13 protein-coding genes are annotated in these 13907 nt (G+C 65.8%); 10 read left to right on the top strand and 3 right to left on the bottom strand.

Annotation, left to right across the window (positions count from 1 at the left end; genetic code table 11):
* Position 1: 1 nt before the first annotated feature.
* From icmH to tssJ, 3 genes are read right to left on the bottom strand one after another with little or no spacing between them, the layout of a single operon-like run.
* Positions 2-784 carry a type IVB secretion system protein IcmH/DotU gene (gene icmH / locus BZG29_RS21030; protein ID WP_077407211.1) on the bottom strand — a complete coding sequence of 261 codons (783 nt, stop codon included), beginning with the start codon at positions 782-784 and terminating at the stop codon, positions 2-4.
* The gene (gene tssK, locus BZG29_RS21025) at positions 781-2151 is read right to left on the bottom strand and encodes a type VI secretion system baseplate subunit TssK (RefSeq protein WP_077407208.1); all 1371 of its coding nucleotides are present in this window, start codon (positions 2149-2151) and stop codon (positions 781-783) included. Before tssK ends, icmH begins: the two co-directional genes overlap by 4 nt.
* A gap of 47 nt (positions 2152-2198) precedes the next feature.
* Complete coding sequence (gene tssJ / locus BZG29_RS21020) at positions 2199-2798, bottom strand: type VI secretion system lipoprotein TssJ (protein ID WP_077407204.1); 600 nt, start codon at positions 2796-2798, stop codon at positions 2199-2201.
* A 278-nt stretch (positions 2799-3076) separates the two neighbouring features.
* Between tssJ and BZG29_RS21015 the strand changes: the two genes are divergently transcribed.
* The 10 genes from BZG29_RS21015 to BZG29_RS20970 all read left to right on the top strand — a co-directional run bounded on the left by BZG29_RS21015 (position 3077) and on the right by BZG29_RS20970 (position 13883).
* Entirely contained in the window at positions 3077-3664 is a 588-nt protein-coding gene (locus tag BZG29_RS21015) for a tetratricopeptide repeat protein (RefSeq protein ID WP_077407201.1), read from the top strand.
* Positions 3665-3701: 37 nt separating this feature from the next.
* Positions 3702-4211: a type VI secretion system contractile sheath small subunit gene (gene tssB, locus BZG29_RS21010; RefSeq protein WP_077407198.1), complete on the top strand. Its 510-nt coding sequence runs from the start codon at positions 3702-3704 to the stop codon at positions 4209-4211.
* Position 4212: 1 nt separating this feature from the next.
* The gene (gene tssC / locus BZG29_RS21005; protein ID WP_077407195.1) at positions 4213-5712 is read left to right on the top strand and encodes a type VI secretion system contractile sheath large subunit; all 1500 of its coding nucleotides are present in this window, start codon (positions 4213-4215) and stop codon (positions 5710-5712) included.
* A gap of 31 nt (positions 5713-5743) precedes the next feature.
* A complete protein-coding gene (locus tag BZG29_RS21000) occupies positions 5744-6235 on the top strand; it encodes a type VI secretion system tube protein Hcp (protein WP_034750126.1) in 492 nt (163 codons plus the stop codon).
* Positions 6236-6300: 65 nt separating this feature from the next.
* Positions 6301-6774, top strand: a complete 474-nt coding sequence (gene tssE / locus BZG29_RS20995) for a type VI secretion system baseplate subunit TssE (RefSeq protein WP_077407192.1) — start codon at positions 6301-6303, stop codon at positions 6772-6774.
* Positions 6771-9413: a type VI secretion system ATPase TssH gene (tssH, locus tag BZG29_RS20990; RefSeq protein ID WP_077407189.1), complete on the top strand. Its 2643-nt coding sequence runs from the start codon at positions 6771-6773 to the stop codon at positions 9411-9413. Before tssE ends, tssH begins: the two co-directional genes overlap by 4 nt.
* 20 nt (positions 9414-9433) lie before the next feature.
* Complete coding sequence (tssA, locus tag BZG29_RS20985) at positions 9434-10465, top strand: type VI secretion system protein TssA (protein WP_077407185.1); 1032 nt, start codon at positions 9434-9436, stop codon at positions 10463-10465.
* A gap of 33 nt (positions 10466-10498) precedes the next feature.
* The gene (locus BZG29_RS20980) at positions 10499-11299 is read left to right on the top strand and encodes a transporter substrate-binding domain-containing protein (RefSeq protein ID WP_077407182.1); all 801 of its coding nucleotides are present in this window, start codon (positions 10499-10501) and stop codon (positions 11297-11299) included.
* Between the two features lie 34 nt (positions 11300-11333).
* Positions 11334-11846 (top strand): lipocalin family protein, encoded by a 513-nt coding sequence (locus tag BZG29_RS20975; protein WP_077407179.1) that lies wholly within the window; start codon positions 11334-11336, stop codon positions 11844-11846.
* A gap of 264 nt (positions 11847-12110) precedes the next feature.
* On the top strand, positions 12111-13883 hold the full coding sequence (locus tag BZG29_RS20970; RefSeq protein ID WP_077407176.1) for a methyl-accepting chemotaxis protein: 1773 nt from the start codon (positions 12111-12113) through the stop codon (positions 13881-13883).
* The last annotated feature ends 24 nt before the right edge of the window (positions 13884-13907 follow it).

The following is a 13907-nucleotide window of genomic DNA, read 5'->3' as shown; positions in this document are numbered from 1 at the left end:
TTCAGGGCAAGGTGATGGTCAGGTGCGCAGGGCGTGGCGCCAGCTTGACCAGGTCCGCATACGCGGCCAGGGTCGTTTGCGTGCCGCGCGTCAGATGCGTTTTCAGGCCCAGGTAGGCGCAGATGGCCAGCAGGGCGAAAAAGCTCGACAGCGCCCACAGCGGCACATCGCTGCCGCGTTTGTTGACCACCTGGTCGGGGCGTTCCGCGCGCGGCGCGAAGCCGCGGCTCTTGCCCTTGATGTGGGCGATTTCATCGCCCAGGCGCGCCGTCAGGTAGCTGAGTTTTTCGCCGCCGTCGATCGCATACTTGCCCTGGAATCCCAGCAACAAACACATATGGAAGACCTGCAGCGCCTGCACGCGCATGGCGCCCTTGCCGCGCAGGGCGTCGAGGCGGTCGAAAAAGTGTTCGCCGGCCAGCTGGTCGCCGAAGATCAGCAGCTGCAGCGGGCGCCGCTCCCACTGCTTGCGCAGGGTGAAGGGCGAGGCCAGGATGATTTCATCGACGGCCGCGCAGAACGCATATTTGGCCGCCTCGATATCGTCGCCGTCGGCGCGGATCTTTTTCGCCTCGCGTTCGAAGTCGTCGAGGAAGGCCGTGATGCGGTCCATGAAGCCTTGCTCGTCGCCGGGCGCCGAACCGTGCTTCAGCATGAACAGCATGTAAAAGCCTTCATGCATCAGGTCCAGCAGGGCGCTGCCGGCATGCCGGGCGCCGGCAGGGGCGGGGCCGCGTGGTCCCAGCAGGGAAGGCGCCGCGCGCCGTTCGATGAGCTGGCTCATGCCGTCACCGCGATCAGTTCCAGCTGCAGGTCGCGTATGCCGGCCGGCACGTACACGGAAATCGACTGCGCCTTGAGCATCTGCTCGTACAGCGCGCCGCGGTTTTCAATCGCAAAATAATAGGTGTCGGGCCGCACGGGGATGGCCGCCGGCACTTGCGGCGCATGCGACAGTTTCAGGCCGGGCATGGCCGTGAGCACGCATTTTTCCACGTCGTCGGGCGCGCCCACTTTCACGCGCAGCGGCACCACGTCGACCAGTTCGATGGCCGGCATGGCGGCGCGGATCGCCAGATACAAGGTGGTGTGCTGGTCGATCTTGCCCGAATCGAGCTTGCCCAGGTAGTACGACGGCTGGTCTTCCAGCAGGGCGATGGAAAAATACTTCGACGAGATGACGGTGTCGAGCAGTTCGCGGATGATCGCATCGATGGCGTCGAAGCCGGCGCCCGGCTGCGCGTGGTCGTAGGCCGGCAGGCTGGCCAGGGTGTAATGCTTGGAGTAGCTGAGCAGGCCGCCCGCAAGGCCCAGCAGCGCCTCGTACAGGCGTTCCGGATGCAGGGCCGGATGGCGCACATAGTGCATCAGCGCGGCGGCGGCCGTGCTGACCGTGTGCAGCAGCCAGAATGAGGATACGTCGCCGGAGCGGAACTCGATCACGTTGCGGCTCGGTTCGCGGTGGTGGCCGTGCAGCGCGCTCACCTTCGCCTGCAAGGCGTCGAGCAGGTGTTCCAGCACGCCCCGCAGGCGCGGCGCGCCGGCGATCGCCAGGCTGGGCGCCATGAACGAGGGCACGGGCTCGAAGCCGCCCGACACCGTGCGCCGCAGGGCGATCAGCGGCAGGCAGTCGTAGGAGCCGCGCGCCTCGCTGTCGGGAATCAGGCGCACGCTCTTCTTCAGGTAAGCCACGTCGGCCACGGCGGACTCCGTGAACAGGTCGGGCGTGGCGCGCATGGCGTGCGCAAAGCGCGTGGCCGCCGGCGTGCCCGCCGTTGACGCCTGCGCCGTGTAGTTCATGCCTTCGCCGTTGAGGATGGGCAGCGCCGCGTAATACGTCACTTCCTGCACCGCCGGCGGCAGCGCTTCCAGGTCCACCGGCGGGGGCAGGGTATCGCTGCCTGGTGCGCCGTCGCCCAGCGCCTCGAACACTTCGCCGTCGCGGAAGATCGCCGACAGGGCCTGCAGGCGCAAGGTGCCCGTCTTCAGCGCCGCCAGATCCCATTCCATGTGTGCCACGCCCCACAGGTAGGGATGCAGCGCGCTGGCCGTGTGATGCAGGCGCGCTTCGTGATATTGATCCTGGCGCTGGAAATGCTGCGGCCGCAGGAACAGGCCCTCTCCCCACAAGACTTTCGCTGCCATGCCCATTGCGTTTCTCCTTGAATGTGTGGCGTGCCGCTGCCGCCGTTACGGCGTTACCGGCAGCGCAGGGTGGACAGCGGCGCCATGCCGCCGTCCATGCCGGCCACGCTGAGCGCGCAGGCGTGCAGGCCGACGGTGATGCCGCCGCGTTCCGCGTCGGCGGCGGCAAAGGTGGCGCGCCAGCGCTGTGCCGCAGGCGCGCGGAACAGGGCCACGACGCCGATGAAATACGCTTCCTTGCTGACTTTTTCCTGCACCTCGTAGCGCTGGCCCGGCACCAGCAGCACTTCCTTTACTTCCATCAGGTCGGCGCCCAGCGCCGTCTTTTCGCGCTGCGTATCGAGGAAGCTGTCGTACGGCGCCTGCTCGAAGGCGGCGCTCTGGCGCAGCTTGTAGATGCGCGCCACCAGCGCCAGCGGCCGGCCGTCGGCATCCGTGTTGAGGCGCTGCGCCGCGTGCAGGCGGATGCTGACGTTGCGCGGCGGCTTTTGCGCGTCGGGCAGTTCGGGCGGCGGCTTGGCCGCGCCGGCCATCTGCAGCGCCGCGTTGGCCAGGGTGCCGATGGCGCCGCCCGCGCAGCCGGCCAGCGGCAACGCCAGCAGCAGTAGCGCGGCGGTGCGGGCCAGGCGGCGGAGCGGGGCGTCAAATGGCATGGCTGCTCTTTGTAAAGTGAAGAATGGAAATAAATGTGCTGCAGTCATTTAAACGCATGCAGGGGCGGCCTGCTTGCGTTGGCGCAAAATCGGTCAGCGATCAAGACAATTACTGCGCCAGATCAGGTTTCATGTCGCTGAACGCGGCTGTGATATGGAACTTCTTCTTTGCTGATTAATCTCAATCTGGCAAAAAAATTGGCGATCAATAATGGCCTCCACCAAGGCGCCGCCCATCTTTCCCAGCGGTAGCGTCCTCCACGTGAAGGAATGCCCCGATGAAGCCAGCCACCCTGTTGCCCCGTATTGCCTGCCTCGCCAGCGCCTTGCTGCTGGCCGCCTGCGCCTCGCCGGACCAGCCGGCGCCCAAGAAACCTGCCGCGCCGACCCTGGCGCAAGTGATGAGCGACGCCGATGCGGCGGCGCGCGCCGGCCAGTACGAGCGGGCCATGACTTTGCTCAAAGGTGGCGGCACGAGCTACCCCGCCGACAAGGCGCCGTGGCTGCAAATGGCGCAGATGAAGTTCGACCGCGGCCAGTACGGCGACGCCATCGGCCATGCGCTCGAAGCGCTGGAGCGCGACCCGGACGACAAGGTCGCCAACAGCATCGTCGCCGTCAGCGGCTTGCGCCTGTCCGGCAAGGCGCTGGCCGACCTGTCGCGGCAAAACAATCTGAACGGCTCGCTGCGCTCGGAGGCGCAGGACCTGGCCAAGCTGCTGCGCGCGAGCATCGGCGAAGACGTGCTGGTGCCGCCGGCCAGGCGCCCGCCGGCGGCCGGCAAGCGCGCCGCCGGTTCCGGCACGCCGGCGGCGAAGGGCGCGGCGCAAGGCGGCGCGGCCGACCCGTTCAGCGGCCTGAAATAAGCCGGCATCCCCACCATCCCCTTGCAAAGGAAGCGACATGCCCAAGTCCGACAGCGTGCAAAAACGCCTGCAAAAGATACGCGCGCCGCGCGTGCAGATGACCTACGACGTCGAAATCGGCGACGCGATTGAAAACAAGGAGCTGCCCTTCGTGGTCGGCGTGCTGGGCGACTTTGGCGGCAATCCGGACAGTGAAAAAAAACGCCTGAAGGACCGCAAGTTCGTCGCCATCGACCGCGACAACTTCGACGAAGTGCTGGCCGGCGTCGAGCCGGTGGCCCGTTTCGCCGTGCCGAACCGCCTCGGCGAGGCGGGCGGCACGTTCGCCGTCGACCTGCACTTCCGCTCGATGGACGACTTCCGCCCGGAATCGGTGGTGCGCCAGGTCGACCCCTTGCGCAAGCTGCTCGAGGCGCGCACCAAGCTGGCCGACCTGCGCAACAAGCTGGCCGGCAACGACAAGCTGGAAGACTTGCTGACGGAAGTGCTGAACAACACGGACAGCCTGGCCACCCTGAAACCGCAGTTCCCAGCGCAGGAGGATTGAGATGAGCGCCCAGGCAGAAGCCCCAGAATCCCTCGCTGTATCCGCACCCGATGCGCCGGCCGCCACCGACTTGCTGGACCAGATCGTCGAGCAAAGCCGCGTCGCCAAGTCCGGCGCCGAACATGCGCGTGCGCGCGACCTGATCTCGGAACTGGTGGCGCAGGTGCTCGACGGCACGGTGCTGATGTCCAGCAGCCTGTCGGCCACGCTGGATGCGCGCGTGGCGGAAATCGACCGCCTGATCTCCGCCCAGCTCAGCGAAATCATGCACGCGGCGCCGTTCCAGCAGCTCGAACAAAGCTGGACCGGGCTGCGCTACCTGGTCGGTAATTCCGATACGGGCACGCGCCTGCAGATCCGCATGTTCAACGCCACCAAGCGCGAACTGGTGAAGGATTTCCAGGCCGCGCTGGAGTTCGACCAGAGCAGCATGTTCAAGAAGGTGTATGAAGAGGAATTCGGCACCTTCGGCGGCGCGCCGTTCGCCGCGCTGCTGGGCGACTTCGCCATCTCGCGCCAGCCGGAAGACATGTATTTCGTCGAACAGATGTCGCACATCGCCGCCGCCGCGCATGCGCCGTTCATCGCCTCGGCCGCGCCGGAACTGTTTGGCCTGGAAAGCTACGGCGACCTGGGCAAGCCGCGCGACCTGGCCAAGGTGTTCGACACCATCGAGTACGCGAAATGGAAAGCCTTCCGCGAATCCGAGGATGCGCGCTATGTCGGCCTGACCTTGCCCCGCTTCCTGGGCCGCCTGCCGTTCAATCCCGTCGACGGCACGACCGTCGAAGGTTTCAATTTTGTCGAGGAAGTCGACGGCAGCGACCATCACAAATACCTGTGGTGCAACGCCGCGTATGCGTTCGGCTGCAAGCTGACGCGCGCCTTTGCCGACTACGGCTGGTGCGCCGCCATCCGCGGCGTCGAGGGCGGCGGCCTGGTGGACGACCTGCCGACCCACACCTTCAAGACGGACGAGGGCGACGTGGCCCTGAAATGCCCGGCCGAAGTGGCGATCACCGACCGCCGCGAAAAGGAATTGAGCGACCTGGGTTTCATCTCGCTGGTGCACTGCAAGAACACGGCGTATGCGGCGTTCTTCGGCGCGCAATCGGCGCAGAAAAGCCGCAAGTACAACAGCGACGCCGCCAACGCGAACGCGGTGCTGTCGTCGCAGCTGCAGTACATCTTCGCCGTTTCGCGCATCGCCCATTACATGAAGGCCATGATGCGCGACAAGATCGGCAGCTTTGCCGCCGCCTCCAATGTGGAAGATTTTCTGAACCGCTGGCTGATGCAGTACGTGCTGCTCGACGATAACGCCAGCCAGGAACAGAAGGCGCAGTTCCCGCTGCGCGAAGCGTCCGTGCAGGTGCATGAAGTGCCGGGCCGGCCCGGCGTGTACCGCGCCGTGTCGTTCCTGCGTCCCCATTTTCAGCTCGATGAGCTGTCCGTTTCGCTCCGACTGGTCGCGGAGTTGCCGAAGTCGACCAATTCCTGATCCACCCCTCTTTCAACCACAGGAGCACACCATGGCAATCGATGTATATCTGCAGATAGACGGCATCAAGGGCGAGTCCACCGATGACAAGCACAAGGACTGGATCGAGTGCAAATCGGTCAGCTGGAGCGTCGAGCAGCCGAAGTCCGCCACCGCGTCGACGGGCGGCGGCCACACGGCCGAACGCTGCGAGCACAAGGACATCGTCATTTCCAAGCTGGCCGACCTGGCCTCGCCGGTGCTGCTGCAGACCTGCTCGGCCGGCAAGACCATCCCCAAGGCGCGCTTCGAATTCATGCGCGCCGACGGCCAGGGCGAACGCGTCAAGTATTTTGAGATCGAAATCGAGAATGTGCTGATCGGCGCCGTCACGCCGAACGTGGAAGAAGGCGACATCCTCGGTGAACACGTCGGCTTCAAGTTCTCGAAGGTGAAGTGGAAATACACGCAGCAAAAAGTGACGGGCGGCGCCGGCGGCAATACCTCGGGCGGCTGGGACCTGGCCGCGAACCGCGTGGCTTGATCCATCCTCGCGCGGCGCGCGGCGGCCACCTGCGCCTGCGCCGCGCCGACTTTTCAGGAGTGCGCATGGACAGTTATGTACCTGGCCTGTTCGACCGCCTGATGGGCGACGGCGGTGCGGCGGGCGGCGTGGCGCCGCGCCTGTCGCTGGAACAGTTGAAGGATGCGGTGGCGCGCGACCTGGAAGAACTGCTCAATACGCGCGTGGCCCTGCCGCCGGGCGCGCTCGACGCCTATCCGGAATGCGCGGCGTCCATCGTCAACTATGGCTTGATCGATTTCGCCGGCATGTGCCTGTCGAGCAGCGATGACCGCGCCCGCATCTGCGCCGCGCTGAAGGCCGCCATCGAACGCCACGAGCCGCGCCTGCGCAATGTGCGCGCCCGCCTGGAGCGCGAGGCCGGCGCCATCAACCGGGTCGGCTTCGTCATCAGCGGCACCCTGGCCGTGAGGTCCGGCGGCGAGACGGTCAATTTCGACGCCGTGCTGCAGCCGTCGTCGCTGCGCTATTCGATCAACCGCAAGGGAGCCGCCGCATGAGCAATAACTTGAAAACCCTGATCGCCAAACTGAATGACACGGCGCGCACGGCCGCCACCCGCGCCGCCGCCATCTGCGTCGGGCTGGGCCAGTACGAAGTCGATATCGAACACCTGTTTTTGGCGCTGCTGGAGCAGGAGCGCAGCGATTTCGTCACCATCGCGCGGCGCAGCGAAATCAGCCTGACGGCGCTGGAGGCGGACCTGCGCCGCGAGATCGGCGGCTTCCGCACGGGCAGCGCGCGCACGCCCGTCTTCTCTCCCCATTTGCCGCTGCTGTTCGAACACGCCTGGCTGATCGCCTCGCTGGATACGGCGCAGCCGGGCCCCATCCGCAGCCGCCATCTGCTGCTGGCGCTGCTGACGGAGCCGGAACTGTCGCAGCTCGCGTACCGCGGCTCGAAGCTGTTCGCCCGCTTCAGCGTGGAGCAATTGAAGCACCATCCGGACAAGCTCACGGCCGGCTCCGGCGAGGAGGAAAGCGCGGCAGTGCCGCGGCTTGCCGACACCGGCGACGATCCTGTTGCTAGCCTGGCCAGCAAAACCCCGGCGCTGGACCAGTTCACCACCGACCTGACGCAGCTGGCGCGCGACGGCAAGCTCGATCCCGTGATCGGCCGCGAGGCGGAGATACGCCAGGCAGTCGACATCCTGCTGCGCCGGCGCCAGAACAATCCGATTCTCACGGGCGAGGCGGGCGTGGGCAAGACGGCCGTGGTGGAAGGCCTGGCCTTGCGCATCGCCGCCGGCGACGTGCCCGAGGTGCTGCAGGGCGCGCGCATCCACGCGCTCGACATGGGCTTGCTGCAGGCCGGCGCCAGCGTGAAGGGAGAATTCGAAAGCCGTTTGAAAAATGTCATCGACGAGGTGACGAAAAGCCCGCACCCGGTCATCCTCTTCATCGACGAGGCGCATACGATGATCGGCGCCGGCGGCCAGGCGGGGCAGAACGATGCGGCCAATCTGCTGAAACCGGCGCTGGCGCGCGGCGCCCTGCGCACCATCGCCGCCACCACCTGGAGCGAGTACAAAAAGTATTTTGAAAAGGATGCGGCGCTGGCGCGGCGCTTCCAGGTGGTGAAGGTGGAAGAGCCCAGCGAAGACATCGCCTGCGCCATGCTGCGCGCCATGGCGCCGCTGATGGAGCGCCATTTCGGCATCCGCGTGCGCGACGCCGCCATCGTCGAGGCGGTGCGCCTGTCGCACCGCTACATCAGCGGGCGCCAGCTGCCCGACAAGGCCATCGGCGTGCTCGATACGGCGTGCGCCAAGGTGGCGCTGGGCCAGCGCGCCACGCCGGCGCAGCTGGAAAACGCGCACCGGCGCCAGGAACGCGTCGGCGCGGAAATCGCCGCCCTGGCCCGCGAGGCGGCCGACGGCGAAGTGCCCGATAAAGCCGGCACCGCGCGCCTGGCGCAGCTGCGGCGCGAGCATGACGACGGGCAGGCGGCGGTCGCGGCGCTGGCGCAGCGCTGGGAGCGCGAAAAGGCGCTGGTGGCGCAGATCGGCGAGCTGCGCGCGCAGCTGCGCGGCGAGCGGCCGGGCGAGATCGGCGCGGCGCGCCTGCTGGCGCTGAAGGATGAACTGGCGGCCCTGCAGGGCGACGCGCCGCTGTCGCCGCTGGAAGTCGATGCGCAGGTGGTGGCCGGCATCGTCGCCGGCTGGACCGGCATCCCGCTGGGGAAAATGCTCAAGGACGAGATCCGCACGGTGCTGACCCTGGACGGCGCGCTGCGCGAACGGGTGCTGGGACAGGACCACGTCATCGAGGCGGTGGCGCAGCGCGTGCGCACGGCGCGCGCCAGCCTGGACGACCCGAACAAGCCGCAAGCCGTGTTCCTGTTCACGGGGCCGTCCGGCACGGGCAAGACAGAGACGGCGCTGGCGCTGGCCGACTTGCTGTATGGCGGCGAGCGCAAGCTCATCAGCATCAACATGAGCGAGTACCAGGAAGCGCACAGCGTGGCCGGCCTGAAAGGCTCGCCGCCCGGCTATGTCGGCTATGGCGAAGGCGGCGTGCTGACGGAGGCCGTGCGGCGCCAGCCCTACAGCGTGGTGCTGCTCGATGAAGCGGAAAAGGCTCATCCCGACGTGCTGGAACTGTTCTTCCAGGTGTTCGACAAGGGCGTGCTCGACGATGCGGAAGGGCGCGAAGTCGATTTTCGCAACACCATCATCATCGCCACTTCGAACCTGGGTTCGGGCGCGATGATGGCCGCCTGCCTGAACCGGGCGGCGCAGGACTTGCCCACGCCGGTCGCGCTGGAAGAACTGGTGCGACCGCAACTGGTGGCGCACTTCAAGCCGGCCTTGCTGGGGCGCCTGAAGGTGCTGCCCTTCTATCCCCTGAACGACGCGGTGCTGGCCGAGATCATCGCCCTGAAACTGGCGCGCATCGGCGCGCGCATCGCGCGCAACCACCAGGCGCAGTTCAGCCATGACGCGGGCCTGGTCGACGCCGTGCTGGCGCGCTGCACCGAGGTCGATTCGGGCGCGCGCAATGTCGACCAGATCCTCAACGGCAGCCTGCTGCCGGCGATCGCCGAAGCGGTGCTGGCGCGCATGGCCGCAGGCGAGCCGGTCGCGTCGATACGCGTCAGCGCGAACAAGCAGGGGCAGTTCAAGTACACGATCCGATAATCCACCTTCCGGAGAGCGCCATGTTCAATCTGGAGCAGTTGCTGCACCCCGTCAGCGCCGTCAGCCCCTGCGGCGACGACCTCACCTTCAGCCAGGAGCTCGACGCCATCGCGCGCGCGCGCCAGCACGACGACCCGAGCCTGGACCAGGGCGAGTGGGTGACGGCGCTGAAGGAAGCCGACTGGCCCTTCGTGGCGACGCGCTGCGAACAGTTGATCGCGGCGCGCAGCAAGGATTTGCGCATGGCCGTGTGGCTGGCCGAGGCGCACGCGAAGACGCGCCACTTCCGTGGCCTGGGCGATGGCTACGCGCTGCTGGCCGGCCTGTGCGAGCGTTACTGGGATGGCCTGTACCCGCCGGCGGAAGAGGGCGACCAGGAACAGCGCATCGGCAATGTCTTCTGGCTGTTGTCGCGCACGCCGCAGCTGCTGCGCGAGATCCCGCTGACCGAAGGCGCCGACGGCCTGTATTCGCTGCAGGATTTCGATGCGGCGCGCCAGCGCGCGGCCGCCAGCCTGGCGCAGGGCGCGGCGGATCAGGGCTGGGGCGACGCGCGCCACGACGAAGCGGCAACCCTGGCGCAGATGGAGGCGGCGCGGCAAAGGAACACGCGCGCCTTTTCCGACGCCTTGCTGGCCGATGCGCAGTACTGCATGCAGTCGCTGCTGGCGTTCGAGCGCAGCGTCGATGCGCGTTTCGGCGCCGACGGCCCGAGTTTCCGCGCCGCGCGCGAAGCGCTGGAAAACGCCATTCACTTTATCGCGCCGCTGTCGCCAGGCGCCGATTTTATCGGCGCGCCGGCCGCCGCCGGCCAGGCCGCCGGCGAGGGCGGCGGCGCCATCGTGCAGCGCCAGCAGGCGCTGGCCCAGCTGCGCCAGGTGGCCGATTTCTTCCGCCGCACGGAGCCGCACAGCCCAGTCGCCTACCTGGCCGAGAAGGCCGCCAGCTGGGGCGAGCTGCCGCTGCACCTGTGGCTGCGCGCCGTCGTGAAGGACGCCAACACCCTGGCGCAGCTCGACGACATGCTGGGCACGAACAGTGCAAACGGGTGATGGCGCTGGCCCCTTCCATGCTACTCTTCGGGCATGTCCAGAATGCTCATCCTGCCTGCCGCGCTATGCCTGTTTATCGCCGCCGGCGCGCGGGCCGGCACGGCGGTGCCGCTGGTGATTTATGGCGACGACGACTATCCGCCGTACTCCTACGTTGAAAACGGCCAGCTGAAAGGCATTTATACGGAGATCGTGCGCGAAGCGGCGCAATCGATGCCGCAGTATGCGGTGCAGCTGCGCCCCGTGCCCTGGAAACGGGGGCTGCTGATGCTGCAGACGGGCGAGGCCTTCGCCCTGTATCCGCCGTATTCGTGGCGCAGCGAGCGGCCGTACGTGCGCTATTCCGTGCCGCTGTTGATGGAGCAGCTGGTGGTGCTGTGCAACCGGGACGTGCTGGCGAAACGCACGCTGCGGCAATGGCCCGCCGATTACGGCGGCCTGCACATCGGCGTGAACGCCGGTTTCCTGCCGGGCGACGCGGGGTTGATGGCGTCCTTGCGCGCTGAAAAAATCGTGCTCGATCCGGCCAAGGGCACGCGCACGAATTTGCTCAAGCTGATGCGCGGACGCATCGATTGCTATGTCAGCGACCGCCTGTCGGCGCAGTGGGAATTGCAGCGCATCCGGCGCGAGGGGCCGCCGGGCACGCCGATGCAGGCAATCGAGGAAACGGCGCAGCTGGCCAGCCAGCAAGGCCACCTGGGTTTTACGGCGCGCCAGCCTGCCGCCCATCCTTATCGCGATGACTTTATCGAACAATTCAATGCCGCCATCGTGCGCATGCAAACCAATGGCGCAATCCGCCGCATCGTCGACCGCGCATTGCTGCCCTGACGCTGCCACCCTGATTCACCCGATGGAGAAGACCATGAAAAAACTGCTGTTCCTGTGTGTGCTCGTGCTGGCCGGCTGCGTGGGCCGCCCCGAGAATATTGTGCCTGTCAGCAACTTCGACACGACCCGCTATCTGGGAAAATGGTATGAGATCGCGCGCCTCGACCATTCCTTCGAGCGGGGCCTGAGCCATGTGACGGCCGATTACAGCCTGCGCCAGGATGGCGGCCTGAAAGTGCTCAACCGCGGCTACAAGGATGCGGATGCGAAATGGAAGGAAGCGGAAGGCAAGGCGTATTTCGTGGACAAGAAAGACGCGGGCTACCTGAAAGTGTCGTTTTTCGGCCCCTTTTATGGTTCCTACATCGTCTTCGACCTCGATCAGCAAAATTACAGCTATTCCATGATCAGCGGCCCGGACAAGTCATACTTCTGGCTGTTGTCGCGCACGCCCAGCATGGACCCCGCCTTGCAGCAGCGCCTGATCGAAAAAGCCGGCGGCCTGGGGTTCGATACGTCAAAATTGATCTATGTGAAGCAAAACTGACCTTGCTTGCCTGCCGCCCGTTCGTGGCGGCATAGCGCCTTCTGGTTGTTGCTTTTCTGCATGTTATTTCTTGCAATACCATTCTGATTCACTCACAATCTGCTCCAAAGTGGTGCGCCTCGGCGTGCTGCCATTCTGGCGACGTGGATGGCCTTGCGTCGCCGTTCGTGATTGCCGCACGGCAGATGCCTGCTATATTGATGTGTAGCGGTAAGTCGGTTTCGTGGCGTCTGTGCATTGTTTTTTTCAGATAGGAATCACGCAATGAAAAACCTCAAAATCGGCGTACGTCTCGGTGGCGGTTTTGCCGCCGTCCTGCTCCTGTTGACCAGCCTGACCGTGGTGGGCATCGTGCAGATGCAAAGCGCCAGCAAGGAAACCGATGCGCTCGTCAACGTCAAGGTGCGCAATGAGCGCCTGATCGCCGAATGGACCAAGGTCATCGAGGTCAACGCGGCGCGCACGGCGGCTGCCTGGAAAGTCAGCGATCCCGAACACCAGAAGCAGTTTGAACAGGAAATGGCGGTCTCGTCGGCACGCGCCACGGAAATCCAGAACGATATCGGCAAGAGCGAGCTGAGCGCGGACGAGCAAGCGCTGTACCAGGAAGTGTTGAGCACGCGCAAGGCGTACACGGAAGTGCGCAAGAATGTGTTCAAGGCCAAGAATGCGGGCGACCTGGAGCTGGGCAAGCGCCTGTACGAAGGCGACATGGCCGTCAAGCGCGACATCTACCTGGCGTCGCTGAAGAAGCTGGAGTTGCTGGAAGCCAAATTGCTCGATGAAACGGCCGCGCAAATCCGTTCGCGCTACGAGAATGGCCGCATGCTGCTGATCTCGCTGGGCGTGGTGGCCATCTTGCTGGGCATCGCCTGCGCCTACTGGATCACGCGCTCGATCACGCGTCCCATCACGCGTGCCGTCGAGGTGGCGGAAGCCGTTTCTGCTGGCGACCTGACCAGCCATATCGTCGTGGAAAGCCGCGATGAGACGGGGCAATTGATGCATGCGCTGAAAAACATGAACGATAAACTGGTGAGTATCGTGGGCCAGGTGCGCGCCGGCACCGAATCGATCAGCACGGCGTCGAGCGAAATTGCCGCCGGCAACCTGGACTTGTCGTCACGCACGGAAGAGCAGGCCAGTTCGCTGGAAGAAACGGCGTCTTCCATGGAAGAGCTGACTTCCACCGTGAAACTCAACGCGGACAATGCGCGCAGCGCGAATCAACTGGCCATCGACGCCTCGCAGATCGCCAGCAAGGGCGGCGTGGTGGTGTCGGAAGTGGTCAGCACCATGGGTTCGATCAATGATTCCTCGCGCAAGATTGTCGATATCATCAGCGTCATCGACGCCATCGCCTTCCAGACGAATATCCTGGCCCTGAACGCGGCCGTGGAAGCGGCCAGGGCCGGTGAACAGGGCCGTGGTTTTGCCGTCGTGGCCTCCGAAGTGCGCAACCTGGCGCAGCGTTCCAGCGCGGCGGCCAAGGAAATTAAGGGCTTGATCGACGATTCCGTGCAAAAGGTCGAGGCCGGTTCGCAACTGGTGGACAAGGCGGGCCGCACCATGGACGAGATCGTGCAAAGCATCAGCCACGTGACGCAGATCATGAACCAGATCACCGACGCCAGCGATGAACAGCGCGCCGGCATCGAACAAGTCAACCAGGCCATCGGCCAGATGGACCAGGTGACGCAGCAAAACGCGGCCCTGGTGGAAGAAGCGGCCGCGGCGGCCGAGTCCATGCAGGAACAGGCGGCCAGGCTGGCCGAGGTCGTGGGCGTGTTCAAGCTCGATGCCACGCAGCAATATGCTGCCGACCGTAGCAGCCCGTCCGTGACGGCGTCTGCGCCAGTGGCGGCTGCCACGCGCGCCGCCACGCGGCCCGCCATGCGACGCGCGCCAGCACCCCGCACGCCAGCACCCGCCGTGACCGCGACCTCGCCGGACAAGGCGGCGCAAGCGGAAGCGGTGCGTGCACGCACGCCGAAGACGCCGGTGGCCTCCGGCGCCGACGAATGGGAAGAGTTTTAAGACCGGATTCTTAAGCGCAGATTC

Origin of the sequence: Janthinobacterium sp. LM6, from assembly GCF_002002885.1 — a bacterium.
Taxonomy (GTDB): domain Bacteria; phylum Pseudomonadota; class Gammaproteobacteria; order Burkholderiales; family Burkholderiaceae_D; genus Janthinobacterium; species Janthinobacterium kumbetense.
Note: the sequence above shows the minus strand (reverse complement) of the source record. Positions and strands in the feature narration are given on the sequence as shown.